Genomic DNA, 20,640 nt, shown 5'->3' on the forward strand with positions numbered 1-20,640 from the left:
GGCGATGGCGCTCGACACGTACCGCCGCAAGCGTGACTTCACCCGCACGCAGGAGCCGCAGGGCACCGAGGGCGCGGCGGAAGGGCACGCCTATCTGATCCAGAAGCACGCGGCCCGGCGGCTTCACTACGACCTCCGGCTCGAAATGGATGGCGTGCTGAAGAGCTGGGCGGTGACGCGCGGGCCGAGCCTGGTGCCGGGCGAGAAGCGACTGGCCGTGCATGTGGAGGACCACCCGCTCGACTATGGCAGCTTCGAGGGCACCATTCCCAAGGGCCAGTACGGTGGCGGCACCGTCATGCTGTGGGACACCGGCAGCTGGGAGCCGGTGGGCGATCCGGCCCGCGGCTACAAGAAGGGCCATCTCGAATTCGTGTTGCACGGCACCAAGTTGCACGGGCGCTGGCATCTCGTGAGGCTCGCCCCGCGCAAGGGTGAGAAGGCCGACAATTGGCTGCTCATGAAGGCCGACGACGAGGCGGCGCGGGAAGAGGACGCGCCGGATATACTCGAGGAGGCGCCGGATTCGGTGAAGACCGGGCGCACGCTGGACGCCATCGCCAAGGGCGACGAGGTGCCGCTCATGACGCGCAAGGCCGGAACGCGCAAGTCCGAAACGTGCAAGGCACCGGTCGCTCCCGCTGCCGCGAAGGCCAAACCCGCCGGCAAGGCGGCAGCCAAGGCGTCAGGCAGGCCTGAAACCAGGACAAAAACACCCGACCCTGCCGGTCCTGAGGCCGTGGGCGAGCCGGCGCCGCTGCCCGCTTTCGTCGAGCCGCAGCTTGCCACGCTGGTGGCCAAGGCACCGGGCGGAAAGGCGTGGATCCACGAGATCAAATACGATGGCTACCGTTTGCAGGCGCGGATCGACGCCACCGCGAAGGGCAAGCGGCGGGTGAAGCTGCTCACCCGTTCCGGGCTCGACTGGACCTCCCGCTTCGGGCCGGCGCTGGTTGCGGCGCTGGAAGCGCTGCCGGCGCGGGATACGCTCATTGACGGCGAACTCGTGGTCGAGACGGGCGCCGGCGTGTCGAATTTCAGTTTCCTGCAACAAGATCTCAGCGAAGGGCGGCACGACCGCTTCGTCTACTACGCCTTCGACCTGCTCCACCTCGACGGGCGGGACTTTCGCACCCGGCCGCTCGCCGCGCGCAAGCAGGTGCTGGAGCATCTGCTGCGCGAGGCCCAGGACTGCCTGCGCTACAGCGAGCATCTGGCGGAGGACGGAGGCGACATGCTGCGCCATGCCTGCCGGCTCAGTCTCGAAGGGCTGGTGTCGAAGCGGGCCGACGCGCCCTATCGCTCGGGGCGTGGCAAGGACTGGGTGAAATCGAAATGCGCCTTCCGGCAGGAATTCGTCATTGGCGGCTTCACACCCTCCACCGCCGCGAAAAACGCCATCGGGTCGCTGGTGCTCGGCGTTCATGACGAGGGCAAGCTGGTGGCCGTCGGCCGGGTCGGCACCGGCTTTTCCCACAGTGTGGCGCGTGATCTCTACGCCCGGCTTTCCGGCCTCGCACGCGCGCGCAGCCCCTTCGCCAGCCCGCTGACCACTGAAGAACGGCGCGGCGTCACCTTCGTTGCGCCGGAACTGGTGGCGGAAGTCGAGTTTCGCGGCTGGACCGGCGACCAGCATCTGCGCCACGCTGCCTTTCGCGGTCTGCGCGAGGATAAGCCGGCGCGCGAGATCGTGCGCGAGACGCCGGTGGAGGGGAAAGACATGGCGCCCCAAGCAAGTGCGGCCCGGTCGGCGGCGCGCTCAAAGGTCAAGCTCACCCATCCCGACCGCGTCTACTGGCCGGAGGAAGGCATCACCAAGCAGGGGCTTGCGGACTACTACGCCGAGGTCTGGCGCCACATCCTGCCCTTCGTCGTCGCGCGGCCGCTGGCGCTGCTGCGCTGCCCGGACGGTATCGCCAGCCAGTGCTTTTTCCAGAAGCACTCCTGGCGAGGCATGAACAAGGCGATCAAGGTCCGCACCGACAAGGACGGCGAGGAGCTGCTGTTTATCGAGGATCTCGACGGGCTGATTGCGCTGGTGCAGTCCGGCGCGCTGGAAATCCACCCCTGGGGCGCACCGCTGGCCGATATCGAGCATCCGGACATGCTGATCTTCGACCTCGATCCCGGCGAGGGCGTCGGTTGGGACGGGGTGGTCGCCGGCGCGCGCGAGATCCGTGCCCGGTTGGAGGCGCAGGGGCTGGCGGCGTTCGTCAAGACCTCAGGCGGCAAGGGGCTGCATGTGGTGGCGCCGCTGAAGCCGCAGGCGAGCTGGGAGGCGGCGAAGGCCTTCACCAAGGCGCTGGCGGATTCGCTGGCCGCCGACGACCCGGACCGTTTCATCGCGGTGGCCACCAAGGCGCGGCGCAAGGGGCGCATCTTCATCGATTATCTCCGCAATGGACGCGGCGCCACGGCGGTGGCGGCCTATTGCCCGCGCGCCCGTGCCGGGGCGGGCGTCTCCATGCCGGTGGCGTGGGACGAACTCGACCAGCTGGCCGGGGCGGCGCAGTTCACCCTGGCCGATGCGCCGGCCCGGCTCGCGCATCTCGCCGCCGACCCCTGGGACGGTTTCCACACCGCCGCCGTGCCGCTGCCCAAGATGGCCGGCGCACGCCGGCGGGGCGCCAAGGAGACATGATGGACTGGCTTCCGCAGGACTGGTGGGTGACGCCCGACGAGATGGAGGACCTGCTGCGGCTGCTGGCGGCGGCAGGCTGCGGCATGCTCCTCGGCATCAATCGCGACCTGCGCGGCAAGCCGACCGGGATGCGGACGCTTGGCCTTGTCGGGCTGGGGGCGGCGCTGATCTCGCTCTCGGCGATCAATGTTGGGGGTATCGAGGGCCACCCGGATGCCACCAGCCGCGTGGTGCAGGGCATCGTGCAGGGCGTGATGACCGGGATCGGCTTTCTCGGCGCCGGCGTGGTGCTGCGCGACGGCGACCGGCTGGAAGTGCACGGACTGACCACGGCGGCGACGGTGTGGGTGACGGCGGCGCTCGGAGTCGCCTGCGCCATCGCCTCCTGGCACCTCGTTTTCCTCGCTCTGGTGGTGACTTTCGTGCTGCTGGCGGCGATGGTGCCGATGGAGAAGGCGCTGGAGGCGGAAGCCGAGCCGCCGCCCCGGCGGGATGCCGGCCCCTCTAATGTCGCCGACGACTAGCCGGCGCGGCGTGCGGTCCGATCGTCTTTCACCGAAGGCTGACCGGCGCGCGCTCCAGCTTCTTGTTTCCCGCATTTTTTCACGCGAACCGGACCCCGCTTCGCGCGAAAGTGCTCTAGCCGAAGATCGACCAGCCCATGCGCTGGGTCAGCCGCTCCAGGGCGATGCGCCCGAGATGCGAATTGCCGCTGGCGTCCAGCCCCGGCGACCAGACGGCGATCGAGGCCTTGCCCGGCGCGACTGCCAGAATGCCGCCGCCCACCCCGCTCTTGCCCGGCAGGCCGACGCGATAGGCGAACTCGCCCGAGCCGTCATAATGGCCGCAGGTCAGCATGATGGCGTTGATACGCCGCGCCCGCTCGGGCGAGACCACCGACAGGCCGGTCGAGGGGTTGCGCCCATTATGGGCGAGGAACCGCCCGGCCATCGCCAACTGCCGGCAGCTCATGGCGATGGCGCAATGGTGGAAATACACGCCGAGCGTGAAGTCGACCGGGTTCTCCAGCACGTCGAACGACTTCATGTAATAGGCGAGCGCCCGGTTACGAAAGCCGGTGCGCTGCTCGGAGGCCGCCACCGCCTCGTCGATGCCGATCGCCGGGTCCTCGGCCAGGAACTGCAGGAAGCGCAGGATCTCGCCCAGCGTGTCGCGCGGCTGATGGCCGGAGAGGATGACGTCGGTGACGGCGATGGCGCCGGCATTGATGAAGGGGTTGCGCGGAATCCCGTGCTCGTTCTCCAGCTGGACGATGGAGTTGAACGGGCTGCCGGAAGGCTCCCGCCCCACCCGCCGCCACAGCCGGTCGCCGATCTTGCCCAGCGCCAGCGTCAGGGTGAAGACCTTGGAAACGCTCTGGATGGAGAACGCGACTTCGGCATCGCCGCCCGTCACCACCCGACCCTCGCGATCAACCACCGCAATGCCGAAGGCATTGGCGTCGGCGCGCGCCAGTTCGGGAATATAGCTCGCCACCTCGCCCCGGTCGGGACGGGCGCGCATTTCTTCGGCGATTTCGCGGACGACGGCTTCGAGTTCGGGCACGGGGATCGTTCACCTCAGGGGCGGAAGGCTGAACGGCACATGTGCCTCAGCCACGCCGCGTCCTGCAAGCCCGGTGCCGCTCGGCGCTCAGGACACTTTCGTGCGCCCGATCGCCGGCTTCAGCAGCACCAGCGCCCCGCCGAGGACGATCCAGAAGGCCACAAAATAGGGCCATAGATTGTCTGGGAAGGACGGCACCGGATAGATTGAATTGTAGAGCGGCCACAGCATGGCCAGTGTGCCGAGAGCGCCCAGCACCAGCCAGAGGCGGCTGCCGGCCCGCACGGCGTGCACGGCGGCGGCGGCGGTGACGCCGAGATAGGCAACGATAAGCGCCAGCACGCCGATGGTGCCGACACTGTCATAATAGCTCGCCGGCCCGATAAAGGGCGCCCAGGCCAGCAGCCCCGCCAGCATCGACAGACTCACCACGCCCACCGCGACGAAGGGCGTGCCATAGCGCGGATGCACCCGCGCCAGCGTGTCGGAAAGCCCGCCGCGGCCGAGCACGAACAGCATGCGGGCGCCGGCCGAGAGCGTGCCCAGCACGCAGGACACGGCGGAAACCGAGGCCGCGAGATCGAGCGCGGTGGCGATGTGGATGTTGCCATATTTCAGCGCCAGCGTGTTGAGTGGCGCATCGCTTGCCGCCAGCGCCTTCATATTGTCGAGCCCGAAGCCGATCACCTGGATGTAGGAGGCGAAGACGAAGAACAGGCCCGCCACCACCACCGAGCCAACAAGCGCGATGGGAATGGTGCGGCCGGGCTCGCCGGCTTCCTCGGCCAGCGTGGCCGCCGCCTCGAAGCCGGCGAAGGACAGCACCGCGAACACCACGGCATAGCCGATGCCCCACCAGCCGATGGTCGGGTCGGGATGAAAGGGGGCAAGGCTCAGCCCGCCTGCGTCGTTCACCGCCATCAGGATGCGGATGCCGAGATAGATGATGACGGCGATGGAGGACAGTTCCAGCACCAGCATGACCCGGGTGGCCAGCCGAACGTCGCGCCAGGCGAGTAGCGTGCCCCCGACAAGGGCGGCAACCGCTACCGGCAGCCACCAGGCGCCCAGATGCACGCCATGATCGTCGAGCGCCGCGCTCAGGAAATCTCCCACCAGCGCCGCGCTGCCCGAACCGCCGGCGATGTAGAGAAGAACCATGCACCATCCGGCGATGAAGCCGGCGCGCGGGCCGAAGGTCTGGCCGATATAGGCATAGCCCGAGCCGGCGCTGGTGACACGGCTGGCAAAGAACACGAAGGACAGGCCGACAAGCCCCACCACCACCGTGCCCACCGCGAAGCCAAGCGGGGCGGCGACGCCCGCCGCGCCAACGGCCAGAGTGACGTTGAGCGCCATGCCCATGGTCGGCGCGATGACGGAGAGGGATAACCCCACCGCCTCCACCGGCCCCAGAGTGCCCTTGAGAACTTCGCCGCCCGTCTTCGCCATGCCGTCCCCCCTTGCGCGGGTACAGTCATCCGGCAAGGGGACGGCCGAGACAATGGCGAAATTTGCTTCTAAAGGCGGCGGCGTTGCCGCCTATTTCGCGGGCGAATTCGTGCGATCGTAGCCCGCATCGCGGCCTGCAGGCTTCTCGTCGCGCTCGCCGGCCTTGTCGTCCTGCTGCGGATTGGCGCTGCGGGCGTGACCGGCCTCCTCGGGCGCGCGGTCTTTCTTCTCGACGCGGCGGTCGCCCGGCTTGGCGGGGTTCTTGTCGTGCTGGTCGGCGATGATCATGGAAATCTCCTTTGTGCGTGCGTCCGGCTCAGTCGCGGGAGCGAATATCGCCTTTGAGGTGAGGAGCACCGTGCGCGTCGTCCCGCCGGGCTTCGTCTTCGGCACGGGGGCGACGCAGGCCCAGTTCCACCAGAAGCTGAACGAACCAGTTGCCCATGGTGCCGCTCACGAACGTTTGCGGCTGCCGGCCGCGCCGCTCATGGCGCCGATCCGGTCGTCCGGCGGCGAGGTGCGACCGCGCCGGTTCTTGGGAATTTCCAGCGTGCGGTGGATAGTTTCGATCTCGGTGACCGGTTCGTTGTCCTGACCCGAATCGGTCCGCACGTGCGGGTCGGTCCCCGGCTCCTGCGAAGGGCGCTCGGCGGCCTCGATGCCTCCGTCCTCTGACGGCGCGCGAAAGCCGGGGCCGGCAGCCGGGCTTCCCGCCGCCTCAGGCGGGGTCTCGGCCGCATCGGTCGGGCGGAAGGCGCCGGAGCCGCTGCCCGCGCCTTCGGCTTCCCGATCCAGCATCTCTCTGGCCCGTCGCCAATGGTCGTGGGCCTGACCCTCGGGTCGGCCTTCGGCCTCCCAAAGCGCGTGGGCGCGCTGGCGGATGGCTTCCTCACCTGTGCTCATGGACGTTCTCCCTGTTCCAGAGATCAACGTCCGGCCGGGCCGCCTGTTCCGAAAGGTCGCGCGTGGGCGCCGGCGAAAGGCGCGACTGCAGCTGGATGTCGGCGATAACAGGCAGATGGTCGGAGGCGTGCCGCGCTTCCGTGTCGGTGAAGCTGCGCACCAGCATGTCGCGCCGGCTGCAATAGAGCCGGTCAAGCCGCAGCAGCGGCCAGCAGGCGGGAAAGCTGCGCACATCGGTGCTGTCGGGCAGCGCCCGCGCCAGTGCCCGCCGCACGGGTCGGAAGGAGAACCAGTCGTTGAAGTCACCCATCATCACCGTCGGCGCGCCGCTGCCGGTGTGGGCCATCCGGGCGAGCGCCGCCGTCTGCCGCCGCCGTTCCAGCAGAGCGAGGCCGAGATGCACCGCGACCACCCGCAGCGGGCCCTGCGGCGTCTCAACATGGGTGTCGATCGCCATGCGCGGCTCGCGGCGGCGCACGGAAAGATCGTGGCGCACGATGTCGTGCGTCGGCCAGCGCGAATACAGCACATGGCCATAATGGCCGTCCGGCACGGCGATGGTCCGCGCCTCGGCGAGATGGCCGATGCCCAGCCCTTCGAGCGGCGCCAGGCACGCCACGCCGCGCCCGCGCGTATCCACCTCCTGCAAGGCGAGAATGTCCGGCTGGTGGCGGGCGATGAGGGCGGCGATGCGGTCGAGATCGAAACGCCGGTCCGGCCCTACGCCGCCATGAATGTTCCACGTCATCAGCCGCAGGCCCGGTGGCGGCGCAGCGCTCACGCCGGCCTCCGCAGGCGGGCGACGAGGAATTGCAGGCCGAGCGAGCAGGCGATCCACAGCCCGACAAAGCCGATGAGCAGCAGCACCCGGCCCAGCGTCGGGTTGGAAATCACCTCGACGATCTGGTGGCCGAGCGCGCTCAGCACCACCAGCCCCGGCAGCAGGCCGATGGCGGTGCCGAGCACGAAGTCCACCAGCCGCAGCCCGGCCGCGCCGGCCACCAGATTGATGAAGGTGAACGGCGCCGCCGGCACCATCCGCATGGTTGCCACGGTGAGAATGCCCTGATTGGCGAGCCCGCGCCGGATGCGGTTGATGCGCGGCCCGATGAAGCGGCGCACCACCCCGGCGCCGAGATGGCGACCGATGAAGAATGTCACCACCGCGCTCGCCAGCGCGCCCAGCCCGGCCAGCAGCGCCCCGGTCCAGCCGCCATAGACCGCCACCGTGGCGATGATCAGCACCGAGACCGGGAACACCACCAGCCCGCCCAGCACATAGATGCCGACCACGGCGGCCGCGCCCCAGGGGCGCTCGGCCATGGTGTCGAGGGCGGAGATGATGCGTTCCGGCTCCGAGAAGGGCGAATTCGCCCAGGCGATCACCAGTGCCGCGAGCACGGCGAGGCCGACCAGCGCGGCGGCCAGAGGCCAGCGGCGGCGCTTGCCGCCGCCCGTCGACTCGCGCTCGTCGTAAAGCGGCTCCTGCGGGTCGGCGAGAGCACTGATTTGCGGCAGCGAGAGATCGGTGGCGACGGCCGGCAGTTCAACGAGACGCCTGCCTTCCGCGCCTTCCCGCGACGCGGCGATGAGCCCGCGCGCGGCGACGAGGGTCGCCACCTCCTCGGGGGTGTGGCCGATATGCTCGCCGAGCAGCCGGTCGCGAATGGCCGCCACCCCCGCCCGCTCGCCTGCGCCACGCGCCTCGATCACCAGGTCGCACTCGCTGTCGAAGCCCATGGAACGGTTGCAGATATTGGCCGAGCCGACGCGCATCATCCGGTCGTCGACGACGAGGATCTTGGCGTGGACGAAGACCTCGACCGTCGCGTTGCCGGCGGACACCTGCGGGAAGACGAGGCGCGCGCGGTCGGCCAGCCCCTCCTGCTCCAGCCGCGCCCGCAGCCGCTCGCGCGGCACGCCCATCACCTGCTGCTCGATCCAGGAGCGGTAGATGTTCGGCGTCACCATCAGCGCTTCGAGCGCGGGGCGCTCCTTCAGTCGCGCCACCAGCCGCTCGGTGAAGCGGTCGCAGGTGATGAATTGGTTCTCGACATAGATCATGCGCTCGGCGCTCTCGATCATGTCGAACAGCAGGGTCTCCACCTCGCGCGCGCCGGGCGCGCCATCATAGGCCGGGAGGGTGCGGGCGATGCCGATCTCGACATTGGTGAAATCGGTCGGCAGGGCCTCCGGCCAGCGATTTCCCCGCGCCCGCGCCGGCGCAAGCCGCTCCGAGGCGGCGCGCTTCCAGCGGTCGCGGAACAGCGCGCCGAGCGCGTCGGCGGCTTCGCCATCGACCGCCATCTGCACGTCGTGGAAGGGCTCATAGAGCGCACCCTGCGGGTCGCGGCGCAGCGGGTCGCCGGGCGTGTGATCCGGCGTGTCCCAGCGATGGCCGGTGAGGTCCAGCCCGCCGGAAAAGGCCAGCGAATCGTCGATCACCACCACCTTCTGGTGATGCGAGGCGCCGATCGGCAGCGCATCATCGAGGCACAGCTCGATCTGCTTCGGCGTCGCCCAGAGGAAGGAGAAGATCGGGGTCAGTTCGCGCTCCAGCGCGAACATCACCGAATAGTCCCAGAGCAGCAGCCGGATGCGCAGGCGCGGATTGCGCGCCACCAGCGCCGAGAGAAATGCCGCCAGCGTCTCGGGCAGCCCATCCTCGGCGGTGCCGCGCTCGCCCACCAGCTTCATCCGGCTGTCGAGGTCCCAGCCGGCGATGTGAATGGTCTCGCGCGCCTCCAGCATCGCGGCCCGCAGCGCGCCGAAATAGGCCGCGCCATCGACCAGCACCCGCGCCCGCGCGGCGCCGGCCACGCGCCAGACATTCCGCCCGGGTTCGAGCACCGGGCCCTCATCCTGCCGCCTGGGCGGGTTCGGGCCTTCCGGCGTGGGCCGGACGGCCATCGCGCTTTCGATCAGATCTTGGCTAACGGGCATCGCTTCGCATGGCTGGAGGAGGAGACGGTGCAGGAAACAAGCCTGCGCTAACGGCGCAGCCGTCGAAGCGGTTCCCGGGAGGGAGGTATGCGGGGGACGGGTGAACGCTGCGCCCAGGCCTCAGCCAGGCTTATTCAACGCAGAAGCGCGGCGACCAGCGCCCCGGCGCCGATGACCACGACCAGCAGGCCGACAACGGCGGTGACAAAGGAGACGCCGGGCACGGTGGTGCCCTTGTCGTCATAGGCCCGGCCGCGCTCGTCAGTGCCGCCTCCGGCGCTAGACGGGCCAACCGGACCCGCGGCCGTCGCGCGGCGCGCCGCCCCGGCGGGGTGCCCGGCGGCTTCGTCGTCCGTCCCCAGGGGAGCGGCGGCGGGATCGGAGAACGGCACCTTGTCGCCGGTGCGGCCCTCGTCGATAGCGCGGCGCAGGCGGTCGGTTTCGGACATAGGTCGCTCCTCGCATCGGAGCGAGGTCGCGCCGAGCTGCCTATCAACGCCCAGCCCCGGGATCGGTTCAGCCGCGCGGAACCTGTCGCCGGGCCGGAGATTGTTACCGGAGCAAGGTTCGACAGGGGGATGTCAGATGGCGCCGCGCGGGCTCTGGAAGGGCTATCTCAAGCTCTCGCTGGTCACGTGCCCGGTGGTTCTGGCACCGGCCACCAGCGCGGCGGAAAAGATCCGCTTCCACACCCTCAACCGGGCGACCGGCAACCGGGTGGAAGGCATCTATGTCGATGCGCAGACCGAGGAGACCGTCGACGCCGACGATCAAGCGCGCGGCTATGAGCGCGAGCCCGACACCTATGTGATCCTCGACGACGACGACCTCGACTCGGTGGCGCTGGAGAGCAACCGCACCATCGACATAGAGAGCTTCGTGCCGGCCGATGCGGTCGACTGGATCTGGTACGACACGCCGCATTTTCTCATGCCGGACGATCCGGTGGGCGAGGAGGCCTTCGCCGTCATCCGCGAGGCCATGCTCGCCAGCGGCAAGGTCGGCCTGTCGCGCGTGGTGCTGCACCGGCGCGAGCGGCCGGTGATGCTGGAGCCCCGCGGGCGAGGCATCGTCTTGTGGACGTTGCATTACTCGGACGAGCTTCGCCGACCCGAGGGCTATTTCGAGGATATTGACGCGCCCGCCGAGGCGGATCTGGTGACGCTGGTCGGCAAGCTCATCGACAAGCGCACCGGCAAGTGGGACCCCACTTTGGTGCACGATCCCTTGCAGGCCAATCTCAAGCAGCTCATTGCCGCCAAGACGAAGAAGCGGCCCGCCAAGCGCCGCGCGGCCCGCGTCAACGAGGACGACGAAACGCCGACCAATGTCGTCAACATCATGGACGCGCTGAAGAAGAGCCTCGCCGCCGAACGCAAGCCGGGCGGCCGCGCTCGTTAGAGCTGCCATCCCACGGGCGAGATCGCCTGCGCGAGAAGAAAGCGCTCTACCCTAAGTTCGGCGGGAGAGTTTTTTCGCCGCGAAAGCCGATCAACTCTCGCGGAAAATGCCGTTGGCCGGGAGCCAGATATGACAAGAGGGCCGGGACGGTCAGTCGCGGCCCTCTTGGGCGGTGGTCGTCAGGTGGGGGGCACGAGGCACTGCGGTCATCCGTAAGAAGGGCACGGATGCGGCTCAGTTGGTGCGCCCGCCATCTTCCTTGATGGCCTCTTCATGGTACCAGCTCCCGATCATGACGCGGGGCGACACCTTGAGGGCCTCGGAAGACGGCAGTTCCGGGCGACGGGCGGCAAGACCGGCACGGCCCCCGACGGGGAAGGGGACGATCTGCGCGCTCTCGCGCTGGGTGTGAGCGTTCATGGCACGTTTCTCCTTTCTGGGCTGCGCGTTCCTGCGCCAGCCCTTCGTTTACATATAACATCTTTTGCATGGCGTTTGCGCAAGATGCACATTTTGCAATCACAATGAGCATAGAATATGTGCACCGCGACAGAACTCTGCAAGTCCTGCGGGGGTAACGGCAATCACCCCCCGAGGGTTGCATCGGCTGTTGCGGCGCGGCAGCCGCCGGGCGGGTGCCCGGTGGCTGAAAATGCCGCAGGATCAACGCGACTCGTCACATTCTCCTCACGTGTTCCAGGCGCTTGTGTCGCCGTCGCCTCCCGCCGACGGGACGCCTTCGAGCCCGGATCAGCCCATTTGGCACAGCATATGCTTGTGTGAGGCTAGCCGTTGGCGGTCGCACGGCCGGCACAACGACCAGGGCTGTTCGGCACCCGGTCTTAAGTGATGAGAGACACGCAATGACGAAGTACAAACTCGAGTACATCTGGCTCGACGGCTACAAGCCGACCCCGAGCCTGCGCGGCAAGACTCAGATCAAGGAATTCGACCACTTCCCCTCGCTGGAAGAGCTGCCGCTTTGGGGCTTTGACGGTTCGTCCACGGAGCAGGCCGAGGGCCGCAGCTCCGACTGCGTGCTGAAGCCCGTCGCGCTGTATCCCGACCCGGCCCGCAAGAACGGCGTGCTTGTCATGTGCGAAGTGATGATGCCGGACGGTGTCACCCCGCATGTCACCAATGCCCGCGCCACCATTCTTGACGATGAAGGCGCCTGGTTCGGCTTCGAGCAGGAGTACTTCTTCTACAAGGACGGCCGCCCGCTCGGCTTCCCCGAGCACGGCTATCCCGCGCCGCAGGGCCCCTATTACACCGGCGTCGGCTACAAGAATGTCGGCGATGTCGCCCGCGAGATCGTGGAAGAGCATCTCGAGCTCTGCCTCGAAGCTGGCATCAACCACGAAGGCATCAACGCGGAAGTCGCCAAGGGCCAGTGGGAATTCCAGATTTTCGGCAAGGGCTCCAAGCGCGCCGCCGACGAAGTGTGGATGGCCCGCTACCTGCTGCTCCGCCTGACCGAGAAGTACGGCGTGGACATCGAGTTCCACTGCAAGCCGCTCGGCGATACCGACTGGAACGGGTCGGGCATGCACTGCAACTTCTCCACCAAGTATCTGCGCGAAGTGGGCGGCAAGGAGTATTTCGAGGCGCTGATGGCTGCCTTCGAGAAGAACCTTGACGACCACATCGCCGTCTATGGCCCGGACAACCATCTGCGCCTGACCGGCAAGCACGAAACCGCTCCGTGGAACAAGTTCTCCTACGGCGTGGCGGATCGCGGCGCGTCCATCCGCGTCCCGCACTCCTTCGTCCGCAATGATTACAAGGGCTACCTTGAGGATCGCCGCCCGAACTCCCAGGGGGACCCCTACAAGATCGCTTCCCAGGTCCTCAAGACGATCTCGGAAGTCGAAATCAAGGCCGTCGCCGCCGCGTGAGGATTGGGGCGGCAGGACACCCCGCCGCCGACACTCTTCTGAGACGGTCCGTTCCGTCTCCTTCAAGCCAGCCCCGCTGCCGGGGCTGGCTTTTGTTTTGGTGCGGAGCGGGCGGCTTTCGCCCGGCTATCATCCCCGACGCCTCGTCCCGGCCCGCCACCCGCCAGTTGGAACGTCATGGCCGGGCTCGACGTCGCATCGATTGATTTCGGCTTGGGCCAAGCCCGTGGCGATCGCGCTCCGCGCCTCACAGATAGGGTGAGGCCAGCCAGATGGCGCGGTTGCGCAGTCTCTTCAGGAAGGGCCGGGCTTTGAGGGTCGCCGCCGTCTCCGCGCTGCCATCCGCCACCATGGCGCCGATCCGCGCCTCGATTTCCCCGGCGATGGTGGGGTCGTAGAGTTCGAGGTCGAGCTCGAAATTCAGCCGCAGGCTGCGCGGGTCGAGATTGGACGAGCCGACATAGGCCCAGCTGCCATCCACCGCCATCAGCTTGGAATGGTCGAACATGCCGCCCGCCCGCCACACCCGGCAATCGCCCGCCAGCACCTGGTCGAGCTGCGCGGTCATGGCGTAATCGACCAGCTTGAGGTTGTTGGCGGAGGGAATGACGACATCCACCTCCACCCCACGCCGCCCGGCGACAGAAAGCGCGCCGATCAGCTGCTGGTCGGGCAGGAAATAGGGCGAGCACAGGCGCACCCGGCTCTGCGCCATGGTGAGAGCGCCCATGATCATCGAATGGGCGCAGGCGAGGTTGCGGTCGGGGCCGGAGGGCACCACCCGCACCGCCACCGGGCCGCGCGGGGTGGAATGGTCGCCTTCCGCCCAGGCCGGGCCATCGAGATGCTCGTCGGTGGTGAAGGCCCAGTCCTGCGCGAACACGGTGAGCAATTGCTCCACCGCCGCTCCCTCGACGCGGAAATGAGTGTCGCGGGCCGGGCTGTCGCCGGCATGGGCGCGGGTGAACTGGGCGCGGATGTTCATGCCGCCGGTAAAGGCGAGCGTGCCGTCGACGATCAGCATCTTCCGGTGGCTGCGCAGATTGGCATAGGGCAGGCGCAGGCCGATCAGATTGCCCATGAACAGGTCGGTGACGACGCCCCCCGCCTGCAAGAGCCCGACGATGGAGGGGCGCGAATAGCGCGCGCCGATGGCGTCGATCAGCACCCGCACCGTCACGCCGCGCTTATGCGCCGCGATCAGGGCCTCGGCGAACTGAACGCCGACGGGGTCATTGTCGAAAATATAGGAGGAGAGAGCCACATGCCGCTGCGCCCCGGCAATGGCGGCGAGCATGGCGGGATAGGCCTCGTCGCCGCTGTCCAGCATCGCCACCGCATTGCCGCTGGTCAGCGGGAAGGCGGAGACACGGTCGCCGAGCCGCTTCATCGCCGAGAGGCTGGGCGACAGGGCGATGGCGGCGGGCGCCCGCTCATGCCGGCGGTGGCGGTCCTGGCTGGCGCGCCGGCGCCCGGCCGCGCTCTGGCGGATGCGGTTGATGCCGGCGACCAGATAGAGGAAAGCGCCGATCAACGGCGACAGCAGGATGACGCCGACCCAGCCGATGGCGGCGCGCACGTCGTCCTTGGTCATCGCTGCGTGGATGGCGGCGACAAGGCCCACCGTACCACTCGTGACGAGCACGATGTGCGGCCAGTAGGTCGACCAGAAACTCTCCATGGCGACGTCCATTCACGCATTCAAGGCAGGGCGCGCTCTAACTCCAGGACAGAGAACGCATTATCCGATCGGCTTGCGTTGCAAGCTGGTAGGGGCGTGCTCTAGCCCGTTTTCCCCGCAGCGTCATCTGCGGCCAGGGCGGCAGAAGAAAGGCCGCCCCGGCTGTATCCCGGGACGGCCCTTGTGGCGTGGCAGGTTCAGCTCGCCGCCTTGAACGCACGCGCCTCGCCTGCAACCTCGTCCGGTTCCAACGCGGCCGCGATGGCGTCGTCCACCCGCTCCAGCCAGACGAACTCCAGCCGGTCCCGCGCATCCTGAGGAATGTCCTCATAGTCGCGCCGGTTGCGGGCCGGCAGCATCACCCGGGTGAGGCCCGCCCGCGCGGCCGCCACCACCTTCTCCTTGATGCCGCCGACCGGCAGCACCAGCCCGCGCAAGCTGATTTCGCCGGTCATTGCCGTGTCCTTGCGCACCGTGCGGCCGGTGAGCAGCGAGACGAGGGCGGTGAACATCGCCACCCCGGCGCTCGGCCCGTCCTTGGGCGTGGCGCCGGCCGGCACATGCACATGCACATCGCTGGTGGCGAAGATGCCGGGGTCGATGCCGAGTTCGACGGCGCGGCTCTTCACCAGGCTCCAGGCCGCCTGTGCGCTCTCCTTCATCACCTCGCCGAGCTGGCCGGTTAGGATCAGCCCGCCGCGCCCGGGAATGCGCGTCGCCTCGATGAACAGGATGTCGCCGCCCACCGGGGTCCAGGCGAGGCCCGTCGCCACCCCCGGCACGCTGACCCGCAGCGCCACCTCGTCCTCGAAGATCGGCGGCCCGAGCAATTCAGGCAGCGTCTCGACGCCGATACGCACATGGCTTGCGCTGCCCTCGGCGATGTCGACCGCGACATGGCGGACGGCGCGGCCGACCTCGCGCTCCAGATTGCGCACGCCGGCCTCGCGGGTATAGGCGCGGATCAGCGCCTTCAGCGCCTCGTCGTCGATCTCCACCTGCTCGGGCGTGACGCCATTGGCCTCCAGCTGGCGGCGGACCAGGTAGCGCCGGGCGATCTGCAGCTTTTCCTGGTCGGTGTAGCCGGTCAGCTGGATGATCTCCATGCGGTCGCGCAGCGGGCCGGGGATGGTGTCGAGCATGTTGGCGGTGGCGATGAACACCACGCGCGACAGGTCGAACGGCACGCCGAGATAATTGTCGCGGAAAGTGCCGTTCTGCTCGGGGTCGAGCACTTCCAGCATCGCCGCCGACGGGTCGCCCTGGATGCCGGAGCCCATCTTGTCGATCTCGTCCAGCATCATCACGCAGTCGCGGGTGCCGACCTTGCGGATGCCCTGGATGATGTTGCCCGGCAGCGCGCCGACATAGGTGCGCCGGTGGCCGCGGATTTCCGCCTCGTCATGCACGCCGCCGAGCGAGACACGAACGAATTTGCGGCCCATGGCGCGGGCGATCGACTGGCCGAGCGAGGTCTTGCCGACGCCGGGCGGGCCGGCGAAGCACAGGATCGGCGCCTTGCCGTTGGGCGCCAGCTTGCGCACGGCGAGATATTCGACGATGCGGCGCTTGATCTTGTCGAGGCCGAAATGGTCCTCGTCCAGCACCTTGCGGGCTTCGGCGATGTCGATCGGCGCGGTCTCCGGCAGCTTCCACGGCAGGGCGATCAGCCAGTCGAGATAGGTGCGGATCATGCCGTATTCGGCACTGGAATCCTGCATGCGGCGCAGCCGGCCCAGCTCCTTGCGGGCCATCTGCTCCACATCCTCCGGCATGCCGGCATCCGCGATCGCCTTTTCCAGATCGGCGATTTCCTGGCTGTTGCCGCCATCCTCGCCCAGTTGCTTCTGGATCGCCGCCATCTGCTCGCGCAGCAGCACCTCGCGCTGGCGCTCGTCCAGCGACGCCTTGGTCTGCTTGCCGATTTCCTGCGACAGCCGCAACACCTCGATGCGGTGGGCGAGCAGGCGCGAGATCTTGGCCATGCGGGCGCTGATGTCGACCGTCTCCAGCAGCTCCTGCTTCTCGTCGGGCGAGATGTCGGCATAGGCGGCGACGAGATCGGCAAGGCCGGCCGGCGAATTGGCGCCGCGCACGGCGGCGACCAGCTCGGCCGGCACCTGCGGCAGCAACTCCATCACCTCGTTCGCCTGGCTCTGCAGATGGACGAAGCGCGCCTCAATCTCGGAACTGCGTTCCTCGCTCTCCTCGATCCGCGTCACGCGGGCGGTGAGGAAGGGCTTTTCCCGCACGAATTCCTCGACATGGAAGCGCTGCTCGCCCTGGCAGACCAGGTGATGCGTCCCGTCGGGGGCGGTGACATAGCGCAGGATGTTGGCGATCACGCCCATGCGGTGCAGGTCGGTTGGGCCGGGCTCCTCGACGCTGGCGTCGCGCTGCATGAGGATGCCGACCGGCCGCCCCTCGCGCACCGCCTGCTGGGCGGCGGCGATGGAGGCCGGGCGCGCCACCGCCACCGGCATCACCACGCCGGGAAACAGCACGAGATTGCGCACCGGCAGCAGGATCATCTGGTCGTCAGGCACATTGCCATTGCCATTGCCATTGCCATTGCCATTGCCATTGCCATTGCTGGCGCTGGCGTTGCCGCCCGCATCGGCCATGTGGAGCGGGGAATATCTGTTGAAATCGGGATGTGTCATCGGTTCAATCCCCCTCCTCAAACCTTGCGCAGCACGATGGCGAGGCAGCCATTGACCACGCGCGGGCGGTTCACCTCATAGCGGCCGGGCGGCAGAGCGAGCTGGCGCTCGAACCTACCCTGCGGCAGCTCCATGCGGTGGATGGTGGCGCGGTGCAGCTCCGGCGGCAGCACCCGCGCGCCGGCGATGGTGAGTACGCCATTCTGGATCGACACGGTCATGCGGTCGGGGTCGACGCCGGGGAGGGCGGCGAGAACAAGCAATTCGTGGTCGGTTTCCAGCATGTCGACCGGCGGTTCCCAGCACGGGGCGTGGTGACGCGCCGGCGCCTCGGGCCGCGCCACCGGCTGGAACATTTGCCGGTGCATCCGCTCGGCGCGGTTGAGCATCTCGACCGCGTCCGACCACATCCACAGGCGGGGATCAGTCTTGTTCATGGGTTTCTCCTGGGGCGGTCCCCTTGTCCCTTTCGGGTAGGGCCCGGCCAGGGCTCATATAGTGATGCCGTTCGGCAACACCAGTGAGCGGCCCCAGGGTGGAGCGGCGATCTGGAAATCCGCCCGCGTGACGTCCGGCGGGATTTCCGGCAATCCTGACCTTGGTACCGCTGGAAACAGCGGGCAGGGAGGTCGCGGGCCATGTCGGAAGTTCTGCTGATCGTTCTGTGCCTTGCCATCGGCGTGCTGCTGCGGCTGTCCGGCCGGCTGCCGGAGAGCGCCACCAAGGTGCTGGGCGGCTGGGTCATCAATGTCGCGCTGCCGGCGGCGGCGCTCAACAGCGTGCAGGGGGTGACGCTGCACCCGGACTGGTGGCTGGCGGCGGCGACGCCCTGGCTCGGCGTGCTCGTGTCTATCGCGCTGCTGGTGCCGCTCTGCCGCTGGCTCGGCTGGTCCCGCCAGCGCACCGGCGCCATCCTGCTGGTGGCGGGCTGGGGCAACACCTCCTTTGTCGGCCTGCCGATGATCGCCGCCTTCGCCGGCAGCCAATGGCTGGGGCTCGGCATCGTCATCGACCTTTTCGGCACCTATCTCGCCGTGTCGACGCTGGGCCTCGCCGTCGCCACCGTGGCGATTTCCGGCCGGCTCGACCTCGCGGTCGTGGCAAAGCGCATCGCCACCTTCCCGCCCTTCTATGCGGTGCTGATCGCCTTCGCGACCAATGATCTCGCCCGGCCGGAATGGCTGGCGCAGCTCATCGAGACCCTCGCCAATACGCTGACCCCGATCGCGCTGGCGGCCGTGGGCTTCGCGCTGCGGCTCGACCGGCTGGCGGGACGAGGCGGAGCCGTCGCGCTCGGCCTGTTCCACCGGCTCATCGTCGCGCCGGCGCTGCTCATCCTGTTCTATCTGGCGCTCGGCCAGGCCGGCGATCCGGTTGCCAAGGTGGCGATGCTGGAAATGGCGATGCCGCCCATGCTCGGCGCCAGCATCATCGCGATGGACCATGATCTGGAGCCCGACCTCGTGGCGCTGCTGATCGGGCTCGGCGTGCCGCTGTCGCTGCTCACCGCCTGGGGCTGGTGGTCGGTCATTTCCGTTCTCGGCTGAGGCGGGCGCGCCTTCAGGCGGGCGTGCTCTCTCGCGGCGCCCGCAGCGCACGCAGCGCGTTAAGGATCACCGCCACGTCGATCAGCTCCTGCAGCAGTGCGCCCTGCACCGGCGCCAGCAGGCCGAAGGCGGCGGCGATCATGCCGAGTGTCGAGAGGCCGATGCCGGCGACGACGCTCTGGACGGCGATGGCGCGGGAGCGCCGGGCGATCGACATCGCGTCGATCAGCCGGTCGAGCCGGTCCACCAAAATGACGATGCTGGCGGCCTCCGAGGAGGCGACTGAACCGCCTCCACCCATGGCGACACCGATATCGGCGGCGGCCAGCGCCGGGGCGTCGTTGACGCCGTCGCCGATCATCATGACCGGCCCGTTGGAATGTTCCCGGACCACGGCGGCGGCCTTGTCCTGCGGCGTCATGTTGCTCAGCACGGCGTCGAAGCCGAGGCCGGCGGCGATCGCTTCCGCCCGCGCGGTCTCGTCGCCGGTGGCGAGGATGAGACGGGTGACGCCCATTGCGCGCAGGGCGCCGAGCACCGCCTGCGCCTCCTCGCGCACCGCGTCGGCCAGCAGCAGCGCGCCAGCCAGCGTGCCATCCACCGCCACGGCGACCACCACCGTGCTCGGGCGTTCGGCCCAGAGCGCCCGCTCGGCCGCGATGTCCGAATCGATGGCACTCGCCGCCAGCCGCGCCGCGACGAAGCCCCAACCGCCCACCGCCACTTCATGACCCTCGACGCGCCCGGAGAGGCCGGCGCCGGGCTCCTCCTTGATGGCGCTCGGCGAGGCGAGGGCGAGGCCGCGATCCGCCGCCGCTTCCACCAGCGCGCCCGCCACCACATGGGCGGAGGCCTGGTCGAGCGAGGCGGCCAGCCGCAGTACCTCGTCCGGTGCGAGCCCGGCCCGCGCCTTGATGGCGACGAGGCGCGGCCGGCCGCCGGTAAGGGTGCCGGTCTTGTCGATGAGCACGGTGCGTACCGCCGCCAGCCGCTCCAGCGCCCCGCCCTCCTTCACCAGCACGCCGCGCCTGGCGCAGCGCGAAATGCCCGAGATGATCGCCACCGGCACGGCGAGGATGAGCGGGCAGGGGGTGGCGATGACCAGAACCGCCAGCAGGCGCACGGGATCGCCGCTGAACGCCCACGCCGCCCCGGCGATGACCAGTGTCAGCGCCAGGAAGCCGAGCGCATAGCGGTCGGCGAGGCGCACCATCGGCGCCTTCGACTGCTGGGCGGTGGCCACCAGCCGGACGATGCCGGCATAGGTGCTGTCCGCCGCCGCGTGGCTGGCGATGAGGTCGAAGGCGTCGCCGGCATTGGTCGTGCCGCTCATTACCGCCTCGCCGCGCGCCCGGCGAACCGGCAGCGGCTCGCCGGTCAGCGCCGATTGGTCGAGCGCGGCAAGGGCGCTGTCGAGCGTGCCATCCACCGGCACCACCTCGCCCCGCCGCACCAGCAGCCGGTCGCCAGGCCGCAGCGCGTCGAGCGGGACGTCCGCCAGCCGGCCGTTCTCATAGCGCGCGGCGGTGCGCGGCACCCGGGCCAGCAGGCCGCTCATTTCCCGCGCCGCCCGGCGCTGGGCGAAGGCCTCCAGCGCCTCGCCGCCGGTGAACATCAGCGCGACGATGGCGCCCGCCAGATTTTCGCCGAAGAGGAGGGCCGCGCCCATCGCGAGGGCGGCGATGAGATCGAGGCCGAATTCGCCGCGCCGCAGGCTGGAGAGGATGTGGACGACCAGCAGGGCGAGCACCAGCGCCGTCGCCCCGGCCCAGATGCGCTCGGCGAGCATGCCTTGCCCGCTGGCCCAGCTGATTCCCCCGGCCGCCAGCGCCAGCAGAAGGCCCGGCAGCAGCAGGTTCCGAAGTCCGGGTGTGCGCCCTTGCCCCGCGCGGGTCGCAGGGGTTGGGTCCGAGCTGGGCGCAAGCTTGGGGAAAGTGGGAGGGGT

The 20,640-nt window shown here is 68.8% G+C and carries 18 protein-coding genes; 5 read left to right on the forward strand and 13 right to left on the reverse strand.

The window, feature by feature from the left end; translation table 11 throughout:
* The first annotated feature begins 4 nt into the window (after positions 1–4).
* Both ligD and A3M1_RS0113835 read left to right on the forward strand, forming a co-directional pair.
* On the forward strand, positions 5–2,641 hold the full coding sequence (gene ligD / locus A3M1_RS0113830; protein WP_018389575.1) for a DNA ligase D: 2,637 nt from the start codon (positions 5–7) through the stop codon (positions 2,639–2,641).
* Positions 2,641–3,165: an MgtC/SapB family protein gene (locus tag A3M1_RS0113835; RefSeq protein WP_018389576.1), complete on the forward strand. Its 525-nt coding sequence runs from the start codon at positions 2,641–2,643 to the stop codon at positions 3,163–3,165. Before ligD ends, A3M1_RS0113835 begins: the two co-directional genes overlap by 1 nt.
* Before the next feature lie 115 nt (positions 3,166–3,280).
* On the opposite strand, the gene A3M1_RS0113840 is transcribed toward A3M1_RS0113835, so the two are convergent.
* The 8 genes from A3M1_RS0113840 to A3M1_RS0113870 all read right to left on the reverse strand — a co-directional run bounded on the left by A3M1_RS0113840 (position 3,281) and on the right by A3M1_RS0113870 (position 9,954).
* On the reverse strand, positions 3,281–4,207 hold the full coding sequence (locus A3M1_RS0113840; RefSeq protein ID WP_018389577.1) for a glutaminase: 927 nt from the start codon (positions 4,205–4,207) through the stop codon (positions 3,281–3,283).
* A gap of 87 nt (positions 4,208–4,294) precedes the next feature.
* Positions 4,295–5,659 (reverse strand): APC family permease, encoded by a 1,365-nt coding sequence (locus A3M1_RS0113845; protein WP_018389578.1) that lies wholly within the window; start codon positions 5,657–5,659, stop codon positions 4,295–4,297.
* A 90-nt stretch (positions 5,660–5,749) separates the two neighbouring features.
* A complete protein-coding gene (locus tag A3M1_RS0113850; RefSeq protein WP_018389579.1) occupies positions 5,750–5,947 on the reverse strand; it encodes a hypothetical protein in 198 nt (65 codons plus the stop codon).
* A 28-nt stretch (positions 5,948–5,975) separates the two neighbouring features.
* Positions 5,976–6,116: a hypothetical protein gene (locus tag A3M1_RS26715; RefSeq protein ID WP_198291133.1), complete on the reverse strand. Its 141-nt coding sequence runs from the start codon at positions 6,114–6,116 to the stop codon at positions 5,976–5,978.
* Entirely contained in the window at positions 6,113–6,562 is a 450-nt protein-coding gene (locus tag A3M1_RS25070) for a DUF2934 domain-containing protein (RefSeq protein ID WP_018389580.1), read from the reverse strand. The genes A3M1_RS26715 and A3M1_RS25070 overlap by 4 nt, the downstream gene beginning before the upstream one ends.
* Positions 6,549–7,343: an endonuclease/exonuclease/phosphatase family protein gene (locus A3M1_RS0113860; RefSeq protein ID WP_018389581.1), complete on the reverse strand. Its 795-nt coding sequence runs from the start codon at positions 7,341–7,343 to the stop codon at positions 6,549–6,551. The genes A3M1_RS25070 and A3M1_RS0113860 overlap by 14 nt, the downstream gene beginning before the upstream one ends.
* Entirely contained in the window at positions 7,340–9,472 is a 2,133-nt protein-coding gene (locus A3M1_RS0113865) for a VTT domain-containing protein (protein WP_018389582.1), read from the reverse strand. The genes A3M1_RS0113860 and A3M1_RS0113865 overlap by 4 nt, the downstream gene beginning before the upstream one ends.
* Before the next feature lie 167 nt (positions 9,473–9,639).
* Positions 9,640–9,954 carry a hypothetical protein gene (locus A3M1_RS0113870; protein ID WP_018389583.1) on the reverse strand — a complete coding sequence of 105 codons (315 nt, stop codon included), beginning with the start codon at positions 9,952–9,954 and terminating at the stop codon, positions 9,640–9,642.
* Between the two features lie 136 nt (positions 9,955–10,090).
* On the opposite strand from A3M1_RS0113870, the gene A3M1_RS0113875 reads away from it, so the two are divergent.
* Positions 10,091–10,906 carry a Ku protein gene (locus A3M1_RS0113875; RefSeq protein WP_018389584.1) on the forward strand — a complete coding sequence of 272 codons (816 nt, stop codon included), beginning with the start codon at positions 10,091–10,093 and terminating at the stop codon, positions 10,904–10,906.
* A gap of 234 nt (positions 10,907–11,140) precedes the next feature.
* On the opposite strand, the gene A3M1_RS0113880 is transcribed toward A3M1_RS0113875, so the two are convergent.
* On the reverse strand, positions 11,141–11,326 hold the full coding sequence (locus tag A3M1_RS0113880) for a DUF2735 domain-containing protein (RefSeq protein ID WP_018389585.1): 186 nt from the start codon (positions 11,324–11,326) through the stop codon (positions 11,141–11,143).
* Positions 11,327–11,769: 443 nt separating this feature from the next.
* Here A3M1_RS0113880 and A3M1_RS0113885 point away from each other — a divergent pair, with 443 nt between their 5' ends.
* The gene (locus A3M1_RS0113885; RefSeq protein WP_018389586.1) at positions 11,770–12,804 is read left to right on the forward strand and encodes a glutamine synthetase beta-grasp domain-containing protein; all 1,035 of its coding nucleotides are present in this window, start codon (positions 11,770–11,772) and stop codon (positions 12,802–12,804) included.
* 247 nt (positions 12,805–13,051) lie between these two features.
* On the opposite strand, the gene A3M1_RS0113890 is transcribed toward A3M1_RS0113885, so the two are convergent.
* The 3 genes from A3M1_RS0113890 to A3M1_RS0113900 all read right to left on the reverse strand — a co-directional run bounded on the left by A3M1_RS0113890 (position 13,052) and on the right by A3M1_RS0113900 (position 17,585).
* Positions 13,052–14,497 carry a phospholipase D-like domain-containing protein gene (locus tag A3M1_RS0113890; protein ID WP_018389587.1) on the reverse strand — a complete coding sequence of 482 codons (1,446 nt, stop codon included), beginning with the start codon at positions 14,495–14,497 and terminating at the stop codon, positions 13,052–13,054.
* A 185-nt stretch (positions 14,498–14,682) separates the two neighbouring features.
* Positions 14,683–17,148, reverse strand: a complete 2,466-nt coding sequence (gene lon / locus A3M1_RS0113895) for an endopeptidase La (RefSeq protein WP_018389588.1) — start codon at positions 17,146–17,148, stop codon at positions 14,683–14,685.
* 17 nt (positions 17,149–17,165) lie between these two features.
* The gene (locus A3M1_RS0113900; RefSeq protein WP_018389589.1) at positions 17,166–17,585 is read right to left on the reverse strand and encodes an Hsp20/alpha crystallin family protein; all 420 of its coding nucleotides are present in this window, start codon (positions 17,583–17,585) and stop codon (positions 17,166–17,168) included.
* Between the two features lie 201 nt (positions 17,586–17,786).
* Here A3M1_RS0113900 and A3M1_RS0113905 point away from each other — a divergent pair, with 201 nt between their 5' ends.
* Positions 17,787–18,695: an AEC family transporter gene (locus A3M1_RS0113905; RefSeq protein ID WP_018389590.1), complete on the forward strand. Its 909-nt coding sequence runs from the start codon at positions 17,787–17,789 to the stop codon at positions 18,693–18,695.
* A 13-nt stretch (positions 18,696–18,708) separates the two neighbouring features.
* Here the strand turns inward: A3M1_RS0113905 and A3M1_RS0113910 are convergent, their stop codons facing one another.
* Complete coding sequence (locus A3M1_RS0113910; protein WP_018389591.1) at positions 18,709–20,484, reverse strand: heavy metal translocating P-type ATPase; 1,776 nt, start codon at positions 20,482–20,484, stop codon at positions 18,709–18,711.
* Between the last annotated feature and the right edge of the window lie 156 nt (positions 20,485–20,640).

Source organism: Ancylobacter sp. FA202 (assembly GCF_000380205.1).
Lineage (GTDB): Bacteria > Pseudomonadota > Alphaproteobacteria > Rhizobiales > Xanthobacteraceae > Ancylobacter.

Excerpts from the sequence above, each read along its gene's own strand:
- A3M1_RS0113870 (WP_018389583.1), bottom strand. The coding sequence starts at position 9,954 with ATGTCCGAAACCGACCGCCTGCGCCGCGCTATCGACGAGGGCCGCACC.
- A3M1_RS0113880 (WP_018389585.1), bottom strand. The coding sequence starts at position 11,326 with ATGAACGCTCACACCCAGCGCGAGAGCGCGCAGATCGTCCCCTTCCCC.
- A3M1_RS0113900 (WP_018389589.1), bottom strand. The coding sequence starts at position 17,585 with ATGAACAAGACTGATCCCCGCCTGTGGATGTGGTCGGACGCGGTCGAG.
- A3M1_RS25070 (WP_018389580.1), bottom strand. The coding sequence starts at position 6,562 with ATGAGCACAGGTGAGGAAGCCATCCGCCAGCGCGCCCACGCGCTTTGG.
- A3M1_RS0113890 (WP_018389587.1), bottom strand. The coding sequence starts at position 14,497 with ATGGACGTCGCCATGGAGAGTTTCTGGTCGACCTACTGGCCGCACATC.
- A3M1_RS0113910 (WP_018389591.1), bottom strand. The coding sequence starts at position 20,484 with ATGCTCGCCGAGCGCATCTGGGCCGGGGCGACGGCGCTGGTGCTCGCC.
- A3M1_RS0113835 (WP_018389576.1), top strand. The coding sequence starts at position 2,641 with ATGGACTGGCTTCCGCAGGACTGGTGGGTGACGCCCGACGAGATGGAG.
- A3M1_RS0113865 (WP_018389582.1), bottom strand. The coding sequence starts at position 9,472 with ATGGCCGTCCGGCCCACGCCGGAAGGCCCGAACCCGCCCAGGCGGCAG.
- A3M1_RS0113875 (WP_018389584.1), top strand. The coding sequence starts at position 10,091 with ATGGCGCCGCGCGGGCTCTGGAAGGGCTATCTCAAGCTCTCGCTGGTC.
- A3M1_RS0113885 (WP_018389586.1), top strand. The coding sequence starts at position 11,770 with ATGACGAAGTACAAACTCGAGTACATCTGGCTCGACGGCTACAAGCCG.
- lon (WP_018389588.1), bottom strand. The coding sequence starts at position 17,148 with ATGACACATCCCGATTTCAACAGATATTCCCCGCTCCACATGGCCGAT.
- ligD (WP_018389575.1), top strand. The coding sequence starts at position 5 with ATGGCGCTCGACACGTACCGCCGCAAGCGTGACTTCACCCGCACGCAG.
- A3M1_RS0113845 (WP_018389578.1), bottom strand. The coding sequence starts at position 5,659 with ATGGCGAAGACGGGCGGCGAAGTTCTCAAGGGCACTCTGGGGCCGGTG.
- A3M1_RS0113905 (WP_018389590.1), top strand. The coding sequence starts at position 17,787 with ATGTCGGAAGTTCTGCTGATCGTTCTGTGCCTTGCCATCGGCGTGCTG.
- A3M1_RS0113850 (WP_018389579.1), bottom strand. The coding sequence starts at position 5,947 with ATGATCATCGCCGACCAGCACGACAAGAACCCCGCCAAGCCGGGCGAC.